The following is an 18,714-nucleotide window of genomic DNA, read 5'->3' as shown; positions in this document are numbered from 1 at the left end:
TAATGATGAATGAACCAATTCCCAAAGAAATATTAAGTTCTAAAGAACTGAAAATTGTATCAGAAAAAAATATCTATGAAATTTTAAAAAAAGAAATTATAGTTGGTGTAAGTTTACATAATAATTCAAAGACTATAAAAAAATGTATTAATAGTATAATTAATCAAGATATCTTTGATTTATGCGCTGTTGTGATTTTGGATGATTCATCAAATGATAATTGGATGATTTATGTAAAAGATGAGTTATTATTAAATAATATATTAGTATTAAGGGCTAATTGTGGTAGTCCAGCTAGATCAAGAAATGCAATTTTAGATTTTGTAGATAAAAATTTTAGTAGTCCTAAGTGGGTTGCTCGATTAGATGCTGATGATGTATTTAGTTCAACAAATTCTTTATCTAAAATGTGTCAAAGTGGAGAGTATAAAAATATTCATTTTATTTTAGGTGGAAATAGGTTAAAAATAGAAGATAAATTTATCTCAAAAGTTAATTTTGCATCAAAAGAGTTAAGCAATAAAAATGTTTTAATTAAAATATTAAAAAATATGGCTTTAAATAATGCATATAATGAATTGCCTTCTTGTAATTTAATTCTTAGAGCAAATACAGGATTTAGATATCCTGATATTAAAAGTGCTGAAGATCATTGGTTAGTATCTCAACTTCTTTTTTTTCATTCTGATAATGGTGTAATTGTAGAAAATTTTAGTTATTGTGATTATTCATTAAGTGGTAAAAGTTCTATTAAAAATAAACAAAATAGTATTCATCAAAAAAATAGAGAAAGATTATATCAAACTTTTTTATTAGTTAAAAGCTTAGATTTTGAGAAGAATGAATTTTTAGGCTATGGAATGGAGGGAATAGTTTTTAAAAATAAAAATTTAGTTAAAAAATATTTTTATCCTGATACTATTGATTTAAACCAAATAGAGAAAATAAATAATATTGTAAATGAAAATGATAAATTTATTCCTAAAGTAAATTGGATAAAAACAAAATCATCATGGATTTGTAGTTATAAATATTTTCCTTCAGAAGATTGTAAAACAATTACAATAGAACAAGCGAAAGATTTTTTGTTATATTGTTTAAATAAGAAAATAGTATGTGTTAATATAAAACGTTCAAATTTTAGAATATATAATAAAAAACTTATTTATATAGATATTGGAAATTCAATAAGTTCTATGAATATTAAATATTTTATAGATTCAGCTGCTCGATTATATTGTATTTCTGCATTAAATTATGATGACCATGAATTTCAAAGAAGAAAAAATATAAATTATATAAGACAAGAAGATGTTTTTAATAATATCGCAGGATTCTTTGAGTTTTATAATGATTTATTAAAGAGTTATTATAATTCAAATTTAAAACCTTTTTTAATAAATGAAAAGCTGTTTGAAAACAAAAAAACAGATAAATGCACATTAATGATAAAAACGTGCGCAATGGATTATGAGATATTAGAACAACAAGTAAAACACATAGTTTTTAATTTAGAAATACCAAGAAGTTTTTTTGAAAAAATTCTATTAATTGATTCTCGTGAAAACAATTTTTTAAGACAATATCAAAAACCTAATTTAAATAGAATAGTTTTATTGGCTGAAAAATTGAAGAAAAAAAATATTATTGACAGAATATTAATTTCTCCAAATGATAAAAATGAAATAATTAAAATTAATAATAAATGGTTTGGATTAGAATGTTTTGAAACACATACTAATAAAAATGCACCAGTTTTTCCCCAAATTTGGGCTTTTGAACAAGTTAAGACACAATATTTATTACAATGCGATATTGATATATTAATTGGTAAAAAGAATTTATCTCATGACTATTTAAAAGATATGTTAACTGCAATAAAACAGAAAGATACTATATCTGTAGCATTTAATATACCTTTTGAAAAAGGTTTTAGAAAATATGATGCACCAATTGGAGAGTATGTCCCGGAAGTGAGATGTGGTTTATTGGATTTAGATTTAATAAAAGGATTATTACCTTTAGAAAACGAAGTTAAAAATGAAAAATTAGAATTATCATGGTTTAGAGCTTTACATATTAAACAAAGAAAAAACAATAAAAAAACATTAAGAGGAGGTAACTCTGATACATTTTATATACATCCCCATAATCATTGGAAAAAAGATATTAATAAGTTTTTTGAAATACAAGATTTAGTTAATCAAGTAAAAATACCTAACTTTCAATTCCAAAATTGGGATTTAATGGGATTACCTGAATTATGGAATTATCAACATAGAAATGAAGAAATTATATTTTTGATAAAAGGACGTAATACATCAAAAGAAAAAATAAATAGATGTTTTGCAAGTCTAAAAATGCAAACAAATCAAGATTTTGGAATAATTGTAATTGATGATGCTTCAAATGATTTAGGAATAAAAATTCCTTCAATATTAGATAATCTAAATTATAGAACTACTCTTGTCAGAAACTATGAAAATAAGGGGCGCATTCCAAATTTTATAAAAGCAATAAGTGATATATGTACTAATAAAGAATCATTAATTGTGATTTTAGATTTGGATGATGCTTTAATAGATAGGGATATTATATTGGAATTAAAAGAGTTACTTAATAAAGGTTATGACTTAATTCAAGGTGGAATGTTTAGACCAAATAAAGCACTTAAATTATATATACCTGATTATTTAGATTGTAGAAAAAAGTTTGGTTCAAATGTTTGGACACATTTAAGAGCTTTTAAAAAAAGATTATTTGATGAAATAGATAAAGAAAAATATTTTAAGATTGATAATGAGTGGATTAGTGAATGTACAGATTATGGAACAATGATACCTTTAGTTGAATTATCTAAAAAACCTATATTTATATATGAATATTGGTATTTACATGAAAATAGTACTAAAAGAAGTTCAAAAATTAAATTAAAAAAAGAAAAATTAATAATGGAAATTTTAAATAAAAGTGTCTAGATTATCTATAAAATAAGATTTTTTTGGAGGAAACTCCCAAAAAAATCAAAAAGAGTAAAATAAAAGTCATTAGGTATGTTTTTGAGTAATTGGTGGAGATGTGCACCATTAAAAGTTATTCTAAAAAGCCTATTTAAGGGCCTAAAATTTTATAAAATTTCTCGATACCGTAATCAATACCGTAAAAACTACTTACTACAATTGTTTAATTAAATTCCAAATATTGGAATTTAATCAGAATCTCATATATTATTAACAATCATTTGTTTTCCAACACAACAAATATTTAATATACTACTTAAATAGAATTTTTATACGATAAATAAGAAATAGGTTTTCCGCTTATAAACGAAAAAGGTATATGAAGTTTTCATATAGAGATTTACTTAGATTTGGAAACTTTAGTTTTTCAAATCTAATTACTTACTAAATCAATTTTAAAACAGATTCAACTTCTAAAGCTTTTTGTTCATCTAAAGAATTTTCAATAACTTTAACAAACTCTTTTAATTGTTCTTTTGTCCATCCTGTATTTATTGAAGCTTGAAGATGAAACTTTAATGGTCCATGTACATTTCCTAGTGTTGCTAAAACTGAAATAGTTGAAAGTTCTCTTTGTTTATGAGTTAAAATATCTCTAGCAAAAATATCTGCAAACAGATGTTCTTTCAAAAAAGTGTCAATAATTGGTGAAAATAGTTGATATCCACTAGGATTTGGAATAGTATCTTGACCTGCAAGTGCTGCTCTTACTTTTGCACCATATTCATCTTTATTTAAATCATTTGGAATAGGTGATGCTTCTTTACCAATTTCATCTTTTATTCCTTTATTTGTTCTTTCTTCTACAACTTTCATAAAAGTTCCAATTCCACCTAAACTTCTTGGAAATCCTGCATATGCATAAGTTTGAACTAATATTTCTTTTATTTCATTTTTTGTTAAGCCATAATTTAAACCTTTATTTAAGGCTATTTCTAATTTTTTAGTATCTCCTATTGTTGTTAAAGCAGAGATTTCTATAATACTTTCATCTTTTTTATCTAATAATTCCAAATTTAACTCCTTTGCATTTGATATATTTAAAAAAGTAAATAAACTACAAATTAAAGTTAATAAAATTTTTTTCATTTTTCATCCTTTAATTTGAATTATATTGTTCATCACTAACTGGTTCCATCCATTGTACATTTTTACCATTTTCATCAGCTTCTGTGATAACTAAATGAGTCATTGCAATATCTTTTGAAGCTCCATGCCAATGTTTAACATCATCTGGGCACCAAACAACATCGCCAGCTTTAATTATCTGTTTTTTACCATCCCATGTTTGAGTATAACCAACACCAGAAGTTACAATTATATGTTGACCTTTTGGATGTGTATGCCAATTTGAACGTGCTCCTGGTTCAAATGTTACATAAGCTCCTGAATGTGTATTTGTATCTTTTTGAGGATAAAGAGGATCAATTCTAACTTCTCCACCAGTGAAATATTTTTTAAAATCTGTTTTATTTACAACTATAGATTTTCTATCTTCAACTTTTGAGATATTTTGTATTTGTTTAACTTCATCTGCTTGAATTTGTGTTAATAAAACAATAGTTGCAAAGCTAAATAACTTAATTACTTTCATATTTAATCCTTTTTATTTAAGTGAATTGTAGTATTCATCAGATACTGGTTCTAACCATTTATTACTTGTTTCAGTTCCTGGAACTTCCACAGAAATATGACTAAACCAACTATCTTTTTTTGCACCATGCCAATGTTTTGCTCCTGTTGAAATATAAACAACTGAGCCTTCTTTTAAACTTACAGCTTCTTCGCCATCTTTTTGATACCAGCCTTCACCTGCTGTACATATAAGTATTTGTCCACCACCTGTTTTTGCATGATGAATATGCCAATTATTTCTACATCCAGGTTCAAATGTAACATTTGCCATAAAAATTGGTGTTTCACCTGGTTTTACTAAAAAATTTAGAAAAGAATCTCCTATAAAATATTGTGCATAATTAACATTAGGATTACCAGTTCCAAACATGTTTACTTTTTCAAATTCATTTTTATCAAGGTATTTCATAATACTTTCCTTTTAAATATCTTATTTTTTAGTATATAAAAAACTCAAATTTCTCAATAGCACAATTTTATAAATCGGTTGCCTATTTCTACAAATCTATAAATTTTTTATAGTTAATCATTTTCATTTTGTAGAATTAGGCAATTGAAATAGAGAATACTTATATTGGAATTTGAAAAGTTAATATATAATATTAGATTATATACAATAAGTTAGGATGTAATTATGGAAGATATTATAGAAAATTATCGAGTTAATACTCTTAAATTAATAGAAGAAAAATTTACATTGGATATTGAAGGTGGATTACAAACTGAAATTCCTAATTTAGATTTTTACTTTACATCTGAACCTACAGAGTTTAATGCAATTATTTATGAACCATCTTTATGTATTATTTTACAAGGTAATAAAGCAGTTGGATTTGGAAATGAACTTTATAGTTATGGTCCAAAAGATTATTTGTTATCTTCTACTCATGTTCCAGCAAAAGTAAAAATATCGGAAGTAAATAAAGAAAATCCTTATGTATCTTTTAGAATTAAATTCAATTTAGAAGATATTTATGAAGTAATTAAAAATATTAGTTCTGAAAAATTGCAAAAGATTGCAAAATCGGAAAAAGGACTATTTTTTGATGAATTAAATGAAAAACTTTATGATCCTGTTTATAGATTAATAAAACTTCTAAATCAATCAAAAGAAGAGATAGAATATCTTTATCCTTTAGTATTAAAAGAGATTTTATTTATTTTGATAAATGATAAAAGCGGATATTTTCTAAATAAATTTGCAATGGAAGGTACTGTTTCAAATAAAATAGTACATGTAATTTCAGAAATAAAAGATAATTTCAATGAAAAACTAAATATAAAAGAATTAGCAAAAATGATTGATATGAGTGAATCATCTTTATATCAAAATTTTAAAACTATAACTTCAATGTCTCCTATTCAATTTCAAAAAAAGATTCGACTTGAAGAAGCAAAATTAATGCTTTTAAATCAAAATATAGAAGCCAGCGAAGTGGCATATGCCGTTGGATATGAGTCCCCTTCACAATTTAGTAGAGAATATTCAAGAATGTTTGGAATGTCTCCAAAAGCTCATGCAGAATTTTTAAGAGAAAAATCAAATACCTAATTAATCTAGGTATTTGATTGTTTTATGAAGTCTTTCTAATCCATCTTTTACTACCTCTAAAGGGCATGCAATATTTATTCGTATAAAATCGTTTGCATTTTTTCCATAAGTGATACCTGATGCGATACGCAATTTTCCAATTTCTAAAATTTTATCAACTAAAGTTTGTGAATTTATACCAAGTTTAGAACAATCAATCCATAAAAGATAAGTTGCTTCTGGTTTTATAACTTCTAATTTGGGAATATTTTTATTTATATATTCTATGACAAAATCTCTATTTTTTTCTAAATAAATTAAAAGTTCATCTAACCAACTATCTGATAAAGTATATGCACTTATTAAGGCTTCAATACCAAAAACATTTGGCTCAATAGTTTCATTTATATTTAAAGAACGATTGATTTTTGCTTTAAACTCCTGATTTGCAACTATTATGTTAGAAGTTTTTAATCCTGCAAGATTAAATGTTTTACTTGGAGCCGTACAAGTAATACTTTGGTTTAAAATTTCTTTACTAATTGATGCAATAGGAGTATATTTGTAATCACTATAAACTAAATCTCTATGAATTTCATCACTAAGAATAATTACATTGTTCTCTACACATAAATTTCCCATTAAAGTAAGTTCTTCTTTTGTCCAAACTCGACCAACTGGATTATGAGGATTACATAAAATAAAAAGTTTTACTTTTTCATCTTTAACTTTTTCTTCAAAATCTTTAAAATCAATACTATATTTTTTGTTATCATAGAGTAAATTATTTACTACAATTTCACATTTGTTGTTTGTAATTGAAGAATTAAAATAGTTATATACAGGAGATTGAATAAGTACTTTATCTCCTTCTTTGCAAAATGCTTGAACAACTGCACTTAACGAAGGAATTACTCCAACAGTTGGTTCAATCCATTCCTCTTTTATTTTAAAATTATGACGTTTTTCCCACCATAAAATTTCTGAATCATAATAACTTTTAGGAATCATTGTATATCCAAAAACTCCATGTTGTGCTCTTTTTAATATAGAATCAATAATAGGAGTTGCAACTTTAAAATCCATATCAGCAACCCACATTGGAAGTACTCCATCTTCTGTTGTATCCCATTTTGAACTATTGGTATTATTTCTATTAATAATTTCATCAAAATTGTATTTCATTATTGACCTTTATTCTGTAATTATTTTAAGTTCTTGATGAATAACTTTTTCATCATCTAAAATTAATTCTTCTATATTTTTTGCTTTTATAAATCCACTTATTGGGTTTTTTACACTTTGTATAGATGTAGTAATATCTGCAGTTAATGTAGAATACTCAAATGCTAAATCAGTATCAATCATCTCACAATTTTCTAAAATTAGATTATCAATATAACAAAGAGGTTGAGTTCCAATAATTTTACAATTTACGAATTTTAAATTTTTTGAATACCAACCTAAATATTCTCCTTCAATTATAGAATCATAAACAGTAACATTTTCACTATTCCAAAATGCATCTTTTGAATTTATATTTGCATTTTTTACAGTCATGTTGTTTGTATGTTGAAATGAATAGTTTCCATCTAAAAAGAAATCATCAAGTAGAATATCACTACTATGAAGAAGTAGATAATCTCCAGTAAATTTTGAGTTTTTAATAGTTATATTTTTACAATCCCATAAAGTTTCATTTGTATTTAAAAGAGAATTTTTGATTATAATATTTTTGGCATCTCTAAATATTTTTGGAGCATCAACTTTTGAATCTTCTAATAAAATTTCATTTGAATACCAAATACTTGCTCTTCCACCTTCAAAAAATTGAGATTTTTGAATATTTATATTTGTGTCATGCCAAAAAAGATATTTGCTTGAGAATTCACAATCTATTGCATTAACTTCTTTTGCAAACTTTAATGCAGATTCTCCTTTTGTAAATTTGCAATTGATTAAATTTGTAAATGAAGATTTAAAAAGTGGTCTTTCACCTTCAAAAACTTCATCTTTTATAATATTTATATTTTTGTTGTTAGTACAATTCTTCATTTTTAATTTATACCTTCTTTTAAAACTTATTTTTTATTTGTTTATATAAAGCTATAAAATAGCCATTAAATCTATTATTAGTATATAAGAATTATAAAAATGAGAGTAGAACAATAATACAAAATGATTGCCTAAAAATATAAAAGTAAATATTTATTTTTATTTAATCATCATAAGTTATATTTACTTTTTGAAGTAAATTAAGAAGTTGTTTTGCTTCTTCATTATCCATATCTTTAACAAGTTCTGCATTAACTTCTCTTGCACAAGAGATAACTTCTTCAGCTAAATTAATCCCACTTTGGGTTAGTTTTAGTTCTTTTTTTCTTTTATCATTTTCGCAAGCAATACGTTGTAAATAACCTTTTACCTCTAATCTATCAATTAATCTTGTAATGCTCGTTTCATCACCATAGGTATATTTTAATAACTCTTTTTGCGTAGTTACATTGTTTTTATAAATATTAATAAGAATACTAAATTGTAAATGAGTAATGTTGTATGGCTTTAACTTCAGTTCCATAGATTTTTTTATATTTATAAATATGATACTAAAGTGATAGCCAAAAGAGCTTTGTAAATTAAAATTTTCTTTTTCCATAAACAAATTATATCATATTAAAATAATACTTGTCTTTAACAAGTATTTAAGTTTCAAAAAAATATACTTGCATTTGACAAGTATATTATTGTAAAGGAATAAAATAAATAAGTATGATGTAATAATTATTGGTGGTGGTGTTTCTGGATTATCTTGTGCAATAACTTTAAGATCAGCAAAATTAAAAATAGAAGAATTATCAAATAAAAATATTTTAGTAATAGATGCTGGTTCTTCTCATTTAAATATGGCAGAACTACATAATGTAGCAGGTATAAAAGAGGGTACAAAAGGATCTGAATTATTAAAATCAATGGTTTCAAAAACTCTTTCTTATGGAATAACTTTACAAAGTGATAATGTTATTTCAGTATCTGGAAATGTTGGCGAGTTTATTGTAAATACTGAAAATCAAAAATTTGAAGCAAGTTTAATTATATTTGCTAATGGAATGCAAAAAATTGATGTTGAAGGAATAGGTGCATCAGTTATAGGACATATTAGAGCACCAAGACCTGGAATGGTTATGATTGAAAATACTGATGGAATAATTAGTGAAGGTAAATATGTAACAGGTTGTGCAGCAGGTGCAACTTCAATGTTTAGTTCAGCTGCAGGATATGGTGCTCAAACTGCAACAGATATTATAAGTTTATGGTTAGGAAAATATACAGTTATACATGATGTATTAAAAAAAGACTAATAAAAAGGATATAAAATGACAAAAAGAAATGTTTTAATTACAGGTGGAGCAAGAGGAATTGGTGCTGCAACTGCAAAATTGTTAGCTAAAGATGGATATAGAGTATTTATCAATTATGTTAATAGTACTCAAATAGCTCAAGATTTAGTAAATGAGATTACTTCAAATGGTGGAGAAGCTTATAGTATCAAAGCTGATGTTAGAAATGATAATGAAATTAAAACTATGTTTGATGAAATAAATATTAAACATGGTGGTGTAGATATTCTTGTTTCTAATGCAAATATGAATTTTACTCCAAAACCTTTTGTAGAGCAAACTTGGGAAGAGTTTTCTCAAAAATTAAATGATGAAATGCATGCTTCTTATGTATGTGCAAAATTTGCTGTAGATTCTATGAAAGAGAAAAAATTTGGTAGATTAGTATTTATTTCAAGTACTCTTTCAGAAGACCCTTTACCAAGATTTATCGCTCATGGATGTGCAAAAGGTTCACTTGATTCATTTAATAAATATTTAGCACAGGAGTTAGGTGCATATGGAATTACTTCAAATGTTGTAGCTCCAGGACTTGTATTAACAGATGCAACTTCAGAAGCACCAGAAGAATTTATTAATTTCTTAAAATCAACAACACCAATGGGTAGAGTTGCAATTCCTCAAGATATTGCAAATGCAATCTCATTTTTTGTAAAAGATGAAAGTTCTCATATTACAGGAACTTATCTTCCTGTGTGTGGTGGAGCTTATTTGGCATAATCTATTAAATACTTTATATTCAAGTTTGGATATAAAGTATTTTTTAATATAAAATTTAGAGAATTAGACAATCAAATTGGATTATCTTTCTATTTGAAATTTTTAAACTATTTTATAATTTAACTAAAAATAAATTTTTTAGGACAATTATGATGAAAAAACTTATTAGAATTGGATTTATTGGATTAAATCCAGATAGTCACTGGGCTTCTATTGCTCATATTCCAGCCTTAGCATCATTAAATGATAAATTTGAAGTAATAGGTGTTGCAAATTCAACATATGAGAGTGCTAAAAAAACTGCTGAAGCATATAACTTAAAATATGCCTTTAAAACACCTCAAGATTTAGTTGTTTGTGATGAAATTGATTTAGTTGTTGTAACAGTAAAAGTGCCTTATCATTTTGAGTTAGTTTCTGCTGCTTTAAATGCAGGTAAAAATGTGTATTGTGAATGGCCATTGGGAAATGGTTTAGAAGAGGCTAAAAAATTAGCTATATTGGCTAAAGAAAAAGGTGTATTAGCAACAGTTGGTACACAAATGAGAACATCTGTTGAAGTTGGATATCTAAAAGAAATGATTAAAAATGGATATGTTGGAGATGTACTTTCTACTACATTAATAGCTGATGCTGGACAATGGGGAGAACAAACTGTTGCAGAATTGACATATTTAAGTGATAAAACTAAAGGTGCTACAATGTTAACAATACCTTTTGGACATACATTAGCTGGTATTCAAGAAGTATTAGGTGATTTTTCAGATATTTCAGGTCGATTAATTACAAGACGAAAAGAAGTTTTAGTAACAGATTTAAATAAAACTATTGAACAAACAGCAGCAGATCAGATTATGGCAAATGGTGTATTAGGTGATGGAATAGCATTTAGTGCACATTATAGAGGTGGATTATCTAAAGGAACTAACTTTTTGTGGGAAATTAATGGAACTAAAGGTGATATCCAAGTTAAAGGAAATATTGGTCATGGGCAATTTGCAGAATTTAGAATTTATGGAACATCAGATAAAGAAAAAGAATTAAAAATTATTGAAATTCCAAAAGAGTTATATAATCAAAAACTAGAATATGTTATTCCAAGAAATGTAGCTGGTATTTATGAATTAATTGCAAATGATATTGAAAATGGCACTAAAACTGCTCCAAGTTTTGAAGATGCTGTTCAATTACATGAATTACTTGATAGAATAGAAAAAACATCTTTAAAGAATTAGAATATAAAAATATATTAAAATTACAAAAAAATTAGTATATAAAGATAAAAATGAAAAAAAGCATTATAGAAAATAGAGAAATATTATCGATTGAAAATGGTATTCATGATACAAATTTAAAAAGTGTAAAAATATTTAAAACAAAAAATTATGAACCTAAAAGTCCTTTAATTTATGATGTTTGTTTAATTCTTGTACTTCAAGGTAAAAAGATTGCAAATCTTGCAAGCAATCGATTTACCTTTGACTGTGATAATTATTTAGTAGTTCCCACAACCCTTCCTTTGGAGTGTGAAACTTATGCAACACAAGAAGAACCATTTATTTGTCTAATCATTTCATTAGATAGAGAAATGATGGTTGATATTATTGAAGAGTTAAAAGAAAAAACTTTTGATAATAAAAGTCTAAATAATATGGGTATTTTTTCTGATAAAGTTACTGTTAAAATTGAACAAACAACTGAAAAATTATTGGATATTTTAGAATCAAAAGAAGAATCTATGATATTAGGTGATGGCGTTTTAAAAGAGTTATTTTATAGAATTGCTATTGGTCAAAATGCACAAATGCTTCATAAAATGTTTTTAGAAGAGAATAATGAATCTAAAATTGCAAAAGCTTTGAAACATATCCATGATAATTATAATAAAAGTTTAGATATGGATTCACTAGCTCGTATTTGTGATATGAGTGTCTCTTCATTTCATAATCATTTTAAAATAATCACATCACATACTCCTTTACAGTATATAAAAAAAATACGATTAACGAAAGCAAAAGATTTATTAATAAAATATGATTATAAAGCTGTTGATGTTGCAAATGAGTTAGGATACGATAATCCTTCACATTTTAGTAGAGATTTTAAAAGTTATTTTGGATATTCGCCTAAAGAGGCAAAAGCCTCTTTATAAGTATTCAGGAGAACAAATACTATTAAGCTACCATTGATCTATTTAAAATGTTAGCTACTTTATCTAAAGTAACTGTTCCATTTTCACCAATTTCTAAATAACCATGAGATTTAAATGCATTATGAACATTTTCAATAACTTTATTGTCAATTTCATATTCAGTTAATTTTGTTGGTAAACCAACACTTTCAAATATATTTTCCATTTTTTGAATTACTGCTTCGTTATCATTTTCGATTCCGAATACATTTTTACCAAATTGTGCTAGTTTTTCTTGTTTTTCATCTATCATTTCTCTTAATAAATGTGGAAGAACAACTGCTAATGATCTAGCATGATCAAGTCCATAGAATGCTGTTAATTCGTGTCCAATAATGTGTGTTGACCAATCTTGGCAAACACCATTTGCAAGTTGGAAGTTAAGTGCTTGATTACAAATGTGCATTAAATTTTCTTGCCACCATAATGATCTTCTCTCTTCCCATTTATCTGCAAGAGTTACTAAACCTTTATATAAAGTTTCTGCATAACCATCATTTACTAATAAATCATTTGTTTTAGTTAAATATTGCTCAGAAATATGAACAAAAGCATCAACTAAACCATTTCCAAGTTGTCTATCACTTAATGTTCCCATAAATGATGGATCAAGTACTGCAAATCTTGGGTATGAATGATCTGAAAAATACATTCTTTTTTCATCTGTAGTTTTTCTTGAAACAACAGTTAAATTGTTTGATTCTGAACCCGTTGCAGCTAAAGTTAATATAACTCCAATTGGAAGAGCTTTTTCAACTATTGCAGTTCCATCTAAGAAATCCCATCCATCACCATCATATAATGATGCAGCAGCAAGATATTTTGAACCATCAATAACAGAACCACCACCAACAGCTAAAATAAATTCTACACCTTCAGCTTTTACAAGTTCAACAGCTTTGTTCATAGTTTCTACTGTTGGATTTACTTCAACTCCACCAAATTCTACCCATTTGTGATTTTCTAAAGCTTTTACAACTTGCTCATATGCACCATTTTTCTTAATTGAACCACCACCATAAACTACTAATACTTTTTTATCTTTTGGAATAAGATTAGCTATTTCTTTAATTTTTCCTTTTCCAAATTCTATTCCCGTTGGGTTATGATAAGAAAATTCCATATTTTAAATCCTTCAAATAATTTTGTAAGGGAATTATAAAAGTTATACTAAAAGATTTAAAGACCAAATTCTACAAATCACATACCAAATTCTACAAATGAAAAATTATGAATTTAGAGAATTAGGTTATTCATCTGGACTATCTTTCTATTCTAATATTTTAAACTAATTTATAATAGTAAATATATTTGAATAAGGAAAAGAAATTGAAAAAAGATAATACGATGCTAGTTTTTTTTGCATCAACATTTTCATTTTTGATGGTTTTTGCAGCTTCTGCTACTCCAATACCTTTATATGATATTTATAGGCAATCTGATGGTTTAACATATTATGATTTGGCACTTACTGCTGTTGTTTATTTTGTTGGAGCAATTACAGCTCTTTTAATGTTTGGGCGAATTTCAAATCATTTGGGACGAAAACCTGTTGCTTTATTAATATTTTTACTTACTTTTATTGCAACTGTAATTTTGTTAGATGTAAATAGTGCAACACCTTTAATCATTGGACGATTGATTTTAGGATTTGCTTGTGGATTGGCTTCAAGTGCCCTTACATCATATATTGCTGATAGTGGAGCAAGTTTAGCCCATTGGGTTCCCTCAGCTGTTATAAGTAATTCTCCAATGGTTGGACTTACTATTGGTGCAATTGTTTCAGGTTCTTTAGTTGAATTTGCTCCATATCCTAGAGTATTGTGCTATGTTGTAATTCTTATTATTTTATGTGTTTGTACTTTATTAATAATATTAAGTAAAGAAACTGTTGAAAAAAGTTCAGGTGTAATTGCTTCTTTTAAACCTAAATTTTCTTTACCCCATGTAGATAAAAGATTATTTCCAATTGCTGCAATTACATTTGTTTCAACTTGGGCAATGGGAGCATTTTATCAAGCTTTTGGTCCTTCAATTGCAGTTGATAAATTAGGAACACATAGTACCTTGATGATAGGAATTTTATTTTCATCATATTTATTGCCAAGTGCAATTGGAGGTCCATTAACTGCAAAATTTACTCCAGCTAATATTCAACGATTAGGAATGATTGTATTTACTTTAGCTGTATTTGGAATTATCTCTTCTTTGAAATTTTCAAATATTACAATTTTTATTATTTGTAGTGTAATTGCAGGGGCATCTCAAGGAGCAGTTTTAACGGGAAGTATTCGTTCACTACTTGCAGATATAAAATTGAAAGAAAGAGCAGGAGTGTTATCTTTGATATATGCAGTATCTTATACAGGAGCTGCAATTCCTAGTTTTATAGCTGGTCAACTCTCTCATTATATGGATTTATATCATGTATCTTTGTTTTATGGTTTTTTAGCTTTATTAGCATGTTTTTTTACACTTTTATTTGCACGAAATTCAAAACATTTAAAAGTAGAAATTTAGTTATTTATAGAATTAGGCAATTTAATTAGAGTATTTTTCTATTCGTAAATTAGAAAATAATCTATAATAAAATCATATATAAAGGAGAATGTTATGAAACAAAAATTAAATATTTTAATTTCTATTTTATTTGTTTTTATTACATCAGTTTATGCAAAAGAAGGAGAAACAATGAAAATTAGTGTTAATTCTAATGGTAATACAACTGTTTATGAATTAAATAATTCATCTGCATCACAAGAGTTATATGCTCAATTACCTCTTAGTATTAAAGTTGAAAATTATAGTAATGATGAAAAGATATTTTATCCACCAAATAAATTGACAACAAGTAATACTTCTTTAGCAAAAAATGCTAAAGCTGGAACTTTGGCTTACTATGCACCTTGGGGAGATGTAGTAATGTTTTACAAAGATTTTGGAAGTGCTAGTGGATTATATGAATTAGGGAAAGTTTTATGGGGTGCTGAATATATTGAAGATATGTCAGGGACAATTACTATTGATAAAATGGAGTAGATTATGAATGAACAAGATTTAACAAGAAGAGAGTTTATCAAAAATACAGCAATCGTTGGTGCAGGTTTAGTCTTTTTTAAACCTACAGATATTTTAGCAAATGAAAATAAAGGATATATTATGAATAAAACAGTTTTAACAAAAGGTTATGCAGCATTTGATGAATCAGGAGTGTTAAAACCTTGGACTTTTGAAAGAAGAGCAGTTGGTGATGATGATATTTTAATTGAGATTAAAGCAGCGAGTATTTGTCACTCAGATATTCATCAAGAAAAAGGTCATTGGGGTAAACAACAATATCCACAAGTTCCAGGTCATGAGATAGCTGGAATCGTAACACAAGTAGGTAAAAATGTAACTAAATTTAAAGTTGGTGATAGAGCAGGAGTTGGTTGTATGGTAAATGGTTGTACAACTTGTGAAGAGGAACAATATCATCCAGAAACAAAATTCACATATGGTTATCCAGAAAGTAAAGAACCAACAGGAATTACTCAAGGTGGTTATTCAACACATTTAGTTGTAAGAGACCATTTTGCTGTGCATATTCCTGAAAATGTAAGTTTTGAAAAAGCTGCACCATTATTATGTGCAGGAATTACAACTTATTCTCCATTAATGAAAGCTAAAATTAAAAAAGGTGATAAAGTTGGAGTTGCTGGAATTGGTGGATTAGGGCATATGGCTGTTAAAATTGCAGTTTCAAAAGGTGCTGAAGTTTATGCATTTACAACAAGTGCCGATAAAGTAGAAGATATTAAAGGGTTTGGTGTAAAAGAAGTAATTGTAGTTGATGATGAGTTAAAAGCTCTTTACGCATATGCTGGTCAATTAGATTATATGATTTGTACAATTCCATACCAATTTGATGTTGCAGCATATGCAAGTGTTGTAAAACCTTATGGATTTTTTACTATGGTTGGTATGCCTGTAGATTTTCAAATCACATTAAGTAATATTGGATTAGCTTCAAGCAGAGTAAATTTCAATGCATCTTTAATTGGTGGAATGAAAGAGACACAAGAGATGGTTGATTATTGTGTAGCTAACAATGTATTACCTGAAATTGAAATAATCAAAGCTAGTGAAATTACTGAAGCTTGGAAAAAAGTTGTAGATAAAAAAGCTAGATATAGATATGTTATTGATACAGCAACAATATAATTATGTTAAAAGTGTTTATAACTGGTTCTAGTGATGGATTAGGATTATTTACAGCACAAAAGTTAATAAACCTAGGGCATGAAGTTACTCTTCATGCCAAAACTTTTAAAAGAGCAGAAGAACTAAGCTCAAAAATTCCTAAGAAAACAAAAATATTAGTTGCAGATTTATCAAAATTTGAAGAGCTAAAACAATTAGCACATGAAGTAAATGATTTAGGTAGATTTGATGTAATAATTCATAATGCAGGGATATATGATGCTTCAAATGAAGAGATATTAAAAGTTAATGTTTTAGCACCATATATTTTAACAGCATTAATTAATAAACCAAAAAAATTAATATACATTGGTTCTAATATGCATCCACAAGGAAAAATTGATTTGGAAAAATTACATTTAGGTGTGGATTATTCAACTTCAAAGCTTTTAATTTTAATGTTAAGTTTTAGTATCTCAAAACTTTGGAGTGATGTGTATGTTAATACAGTAGATCCGGGTTGGGTGAAAACTAAAATGGCAAATTATAATGCACCTGATAGTTTAGAAGAGAGAATTAGTACACAACTTTGGCTAACAAGTGATGAAAACCTAAAAGTTACAGGAAAATATTTTCACCATCTAAAAGAGATAGATTGTTCTACAAAAGCTTTAGATAAAGAACTTCAAGAAAAATTATTAAATATTTATAAAAATATCACAACTATACATATCTAAAAAATAGATAATTAAAAAAAGGAATAAAACTTTAAATGAAAAATAACGATAATAATGAATTAAGTACTTCTTCATGGAGTTCTATATGGGCAATGGCACTTTGTGCTTTTGTATTAGTTGCATCAGAATTTATGCCAGTTAGTTTATTAACTCCAATTGCAAGTGATTTAAATATCACAGAGGGGCAAGCAGGACAATCAATAACAGCGTCAGGTTTATTTGGACTTTTAACAAGTCTATTTTTAACTACAATAATTGGAAAAACTGATAGAAAAAAAGTGATGTTATTTTTCACATTTTTTATGGGTGTATCAGGATTAATGGTTGCATTTGCTCCTAATACTACAATATTTATGTTAGGGCGTGTTCTTTTAGGTATTTGTATTGGTGGATTTTGGGGAATGTCAGCAGCAACTGCTATGAGACTTGTGCCTAAAAACTCTGTTCCAAAAGCACTTGCTATTATAAATGGTGGAAATGCCTTAGCAACAACAGTTGCAGCTCCTCTTGGAAGTTTTTTAGGTGGAATTATTGGATGGAGAGGAGCATTTTTTTGTATTGTACCAATTGCAATAGTTGCATTTCTTTGGCAATATAAAACATTACCTGAACTTCCATCAAGACATACATATGGTCATAGACCAAAACTTAGTAGTGTATTTAATCTTTTTAAAAATTGGAAAGTAACTTTAGGTATGGTGTCAACTATGCTATTTTTTATGGGTGTGTTTTCACTTTTTACTTATCTAAGACCATTTTTAGAAAGAGAGACAGGTTTAGATGTTGAGATGTTATCATTAGCATTATTAACACTTGGAGTTACAGGTTTGATTGGTACATTTATTATTGGACACTTGTTAAAAACAAAATTATATAGTTTACTTATTGTAATACCTTTTTTAATGATGTTTTTAGCAATAGGATTTATAGTATTTGGACATAATATAGTTTTTGTATTTATTCTTATGGGATTATGGGGATTACTAGCAACTTCAGCTCCTGTTGCATGGTGGACTTGGCTTAGTAAAACATTACCAAATGATGCTGAAGCTGGTGGAGGTTTAATGGTTGCAGTAGTTCAATTAGCTATAACATTAGGTGCTGCATTAGGTGGATTATTATTTGATTCATATGGATATGAAATTACATTTGTATTTAGTGCAATTATATTAGCAATTGCTGCTATGATGTCAACTATTACAGCATTTTATACATTGAAAAAATAAATTTTATTTATATAAATAGGCAATCATTTTAGATAATTATTCTATCAATGAAACAAAAAAATATTTTATAATAA

At 26.9% G+C, this 18,714-nt stretch carries 18 protein-coding genes; 11 read left to right on the top strand and 7 right to left on the bottom strand.

The annotated features are described in order from the left end of the window. Positions 1-2 precede the first annotated feature (2 nt). On the top strand, positions 3-2,978 hold the full coding sequence (locus B0175_RS10635) for a glycosyltransferase family 2 protein (RefSeq protein WP_108528526.1): 2,976 nt from the start codon (positions 3-5) through the stop codon (positions 2,976-2,978). Between the two features lie 426 nt (positions 2,979-3,404). Here the strand turns inward: B0175_RS10635 and B0175_RS10630 are convergent, their stop codons facing one another. From B0175_RS10630 to B0175_RS10620, 3 genes are read right to left on the bottom strand one after another with little or no spacing between them, the layout of a single operon-like run. Then, positions 3,405-4,109, bottom strand: a complete 705-nt coding sequence (locus B0175_RS10630) for a carboxymuconolactone decarboxylase family protein (protein ID WP_108528525.1) — start codon at positions 4,107-4,109, stop codon at positions 3,405-3,407. 10 nt (positions 4,110-4,119) lie between these two features. Beyond that, on the bottom strand, positions 4,120-4,614 hold the full coding sequence (locus tag B0175_RS10625) for a (R)-mandelonitrile lyase (protein WP_108528524.1): 495 nt from the start codon (positions 4,612-4,614) through the stop codon (positions 4,120-4,122). A gap of 12 nt (positions 4,615-4,626) precedes the next feature. Continuing rightward, positions 4,627-5,064: a cupin domain-containing protein gene (locus B0175_RS10620; RefSeq protein WP_108528523.1), complete on the bottom strand. Its 438-nt coding sequence runs from the start codon at positions 5,062-5,064 to the stop codon at positions 4,627-4,629. A gap of 225 nt (positions 5,065-5,289) precedes the next feature. Here B0175_RS10620 and B0175_RS10615 point away from each other — a divergent pair, with 225 nt between their 5' ends. After that, complete coding sequence (locus tag B0175_RS10615) at positions 5,290-6,207, top strand: AraC family transcriptional regulator (protein WP_108528522.1); 918 nt, start codon at positions 5,290-5,292, stop codon at positions 6,205-6,207. Here the strand turns inward: B0175_RS10615 and B0175_RS10610 are convergent, their stop codons facing one another. The 3 genes from B0175_RS10610 to B0175_RS10600 form a co-directional block, all read right to left on the bottom strand. Continuing rightward, positions 6,208-7,371, bottom strand: a complete 1,164-nt coding sequence (locus tag B0175_RS10610) for a MalY/PatB family protein (RefSeq protein ID WP_108528521.1) — start codon at positions 7,369-7,371, stop codon at positions 6,208-6,210. It abuts the gene before it with no gap. Between the two features lie 9 nt (positions 7,372-7,380). Further along, positions 7,381-8,241 (bottom strand): DUF3737 family protein, encoded by an 861-nt coding sequence (locus tag B0175_RS10605; RefSeq protein WP_210004345.1) that lies wholly within the window; start codon positions 8,239-8,241, stop codon positions 7,381-7,383. 163 nt (positions 8,242-8,404) lie between these two features. Next, positions 8,405-8,842: a MarR family winged helix-turn-helix transcriptional regulator gene (locus B0175_RS10600; RefSeq protein WP_108528520.1), complete on the bottom strand. Its 438-nt coding sequence runs from the start codon at positions 8,840-8,842 to the stop codon at positions 8,405-8,407. Positions 8,843-8,945: 103 nt separating this feature from the next. On the opposite strand from B0175_RS10600, the gene B0175_RS10595 reads away from it, so the two are divergent. From B0175_RS10595 to B0175_RS10580, 4 genes are all read left to right on the top strand, one after another. Then, a complete protein-coding gene (locus tag B0175_RS10595; protein WP_108528519.1) occupies positions 8,946-9,545 on the top strand; it encodes an FAD-dependent oxidoreductase in 600 nt (199 codons plus the stop codon). A gap of 15 nt (positions 9,546-9,560) precedes the next feature. Then, positions 9,561-10,304 (top strand): SDR family NAD(P)-dependent oxidoreductase, encoded by a 744-nt coding sequence (locus tag B0175_RS10590; protein WP_108528518.1) that lies wholly within the window; start codon positions 9,561-9,563, stop codon positions 10,302-10,304. A gap of 149 nt (positions 10,305-10,453) precedes the next feature. Beyond that, entirely contained in the window at positions 10,454-11,539 is a 1,086-nt protein-coding gene (locus tag B0175_RS10585; protein ID WP_108528517.1) for a Gfo/Idh/MocA family protein, read from the top strand. Between the two features lie 50 nt (positions 11,540-11,589). Then, positions 11,590-12,456, top strand: coding sequence for an AraC family transcriptional regulator (locus B0175_RS10580; RefSeq protein ID WP_108528516.1), 867 nt, complete (start codon positions 11,590-11,592; stop codon positions 12,454-12,456). 22 nt (positions 12,457-12,478) lie between these two features. Here the strand turns inward: B0175_RS10580 and B0175_RS10575 are convergent, their stop codons facing one another. Further along, entirely contained in the window at positions 12,479-13,618 is a 1,140-nt protein-coding gene (locus B0175_RS10575) for an iron-containing alcohol dehydrogenase (RefSeq protein ID WP_108528515.1), read from the bottom strand. Between the two features lie 206 nt (positions 13,619-13,824). Here B0175_RS10575 and B0175_RS10570 point away from each other — a divergent pair, with 206 nt between their 5' ends. The 5 genes from B0175_RS10570 to B0175_RS10550 all read left to right on the top strand — a co-directional run bounded on the left by B0175_RS10570 (position 13,825) and on the right by B0175_RS10550 (position 18,640). Then, a complete protein-coding gene (locus tag B0175_RS10570; protein WP_108528514.1) occupies positions 13,825-15,015 on the top strand; it encodes an MFS transporter in 1,191 nt (396 codons plus the stop codon). Positions 15,016-15,108: 93 nt separating this feature from the next. Next, entirely contained in the window at positions 15,109-15,534 is a 426-nt protein-coding gene (locus B0175_RS10565) for a cyclophilin-like fold protein (RefSeq protein WP_210004343.1), read from the top strand. A gap of 3 nt (positions 15,535-15,537) precedes the next feature. Beyond that, on the top strand, positions 15,538-16,698 hold the full coding sequence (locus B0175_RS10560) for an NAD(P)-dependent alcohol dehydrogenase (protein WP_108528513.1): 1,161 nt from the start codon (positions 15,538-15,540) through the stop codon (positions 16,696-16,698). A 2-nt stretch (positions 16,699-16,700) separates the two neighbouring features. Then, positions 16,701-17,414 carry an SDR family NAD(P)-dependent oxidoreductase gene (locus B0175_RS10555; protein ID WP_108528512.1) on the top strand — a complete coding sequence of 238 codons (714 nt, stop codon included), beginning with the start codon at positions 16,701-16,703 and terminating at the stop codon, positions 17,412-17,414. A gap of 35 nt (positions 17,415-17,449) precedes the next feature. Further along, positions 17,450-18,640 (top strand): MFS transporter, encoded by a 1,191-nt coding sequence (locus B0175_RS10550; RefSeq protein ID WP_146175193.1) that lies wholly within the window; start codon positions 17,450-17,452, stop codon positions 18,638-18,640. Positions 18,641-18,714 lie beyond the last annotated feature (74 nt).

Origin of the sequence: Arcobacter lacus (assembly GCF_003063295.1) — a bacterium.
Classification (GTDB): domain Bacteria; phylum Campylobacterota; class Campylobacteria; order Campylobacterales; family Arcobacteraceae; genus Aliarcobacter; species Aliarcobacter lacus.
Note: the sequence above shows the minus strand (reverse complement) of the source record. Positions and strands in the feature narration are given on the sequence as shown.

Excerpts from the sequence above, each read along its gene's own strand:
- B0175_RS10575 (WP_108528515.1), bottom strand. The coding sequence starts at position 13,618 with ATGGAATTTTCTTATCATAACCCAACGGGAATAGAATTTGGAAAAGGA.
- B0175_RS10590 (WP_108528518.1), top strand. The coding sequence starts at position 9,561 with ATGACAAAAAGAAATGTTTTAATTACAGGTGGAGCAAGAGGAATTGGT.
- B0175_RS10550 (WP_146175193.1), top strand. The coding sequence starts at position 17,450 with ATGAAAAATAACGATAATAATGAATTAAGTACTTCTTCATGGAGTTCT.
- B0175_RS10625 (WP_108528524.1), bottom strand. The coding sequence starts at position 4,614 with ATGAAAGTAATTAAGTTATTTAGCTTTGCAACTATTGTTTTATTAACA.
- B0175_RS10615 (WP_108528522.1), top strand. The coding sequence starts at position 5,290 with ATGGAAGATATTATAGAAAATTATCGAGTTAATACTCTTAAATTAATA.
- B0175_RS10630 (WP_108528525.1), bottom strand. The coding sequence starts at position 4,109 with ATGAAAAAAATTTTATTAACTTTAATTTGTAGTTTATTTACTTTTTTA.
- B0175_RS10585 (WP_108528517.1), top strand. The coding sequence starts at position 10,454 with ATGATGAAAAAACTTATTAGAATTGGATTTATTGGATTAAATCCAGAT.
- B0175_RS10620 (WP_108528523.1), bottom strand. The coding sequence starts at position 5,064 with ATGAAATACCTTGATAAAAATGAATTTGAAAAAGTAAACATGTTTGGA.
- B0175_RS10560 (WP_108528513.1), top strand. The coding sequence starts at position 15,538 with ATGAATGAACAAGATTTAACAAGAAGAGAGTTTATCAAAAATACAGCA.
- B0175_RS10605 (WP_210004345.1), bottom strand. The coding sequence starts at position 8,241 with ATGAAGAATTGTACTAACAACAAAAATATAAATATTATAAAAGATGAA.
- B0175_RS10610 (WP_108528521.1), bottom strand. The coding sequence starts at position 7,371 with ATGAAATACAATTTTGATGAAATTATTAATAGAAATAATACCAATAGT.
- B0175_RS10580 (WP_108528516.1), top strand. The coding sequence starts at position 11,590 with ATGAAAAAAAGCATTATAGAAAATAGAGAAATATTATCGATTGAAAAT.
- B0175_RS10635 (WP_108528526.1), top strand. The coding sequence starts at position 3 with ATGATGAATGAACCAATTCCCAAAGAAATATTAAGTTCTAAAGAACTG.
- B0175_RS10600 (WP_108528520.1), bottom strand. The coding sequence starts at position 8,842 with ATGGAAAAAGAAAATTTTAATTTACAAAGCTCTTTTGGCTATCACTTT.
- B0175_RS10555 (WP_108528512.1), top strand. The coding sequence starts at position 16,701 with ATGTTAAAAGTGTTTATAACTGGTTCTAGTGATGGATTAGGATTATTT.
- B0175_RS10565 (WP_210004343.1), top strand. The coding sequence starts at position 15,109 with ATGAAACAAAAATTAAATATTTTAATTTCTATTTTATTTGTTTTTATT.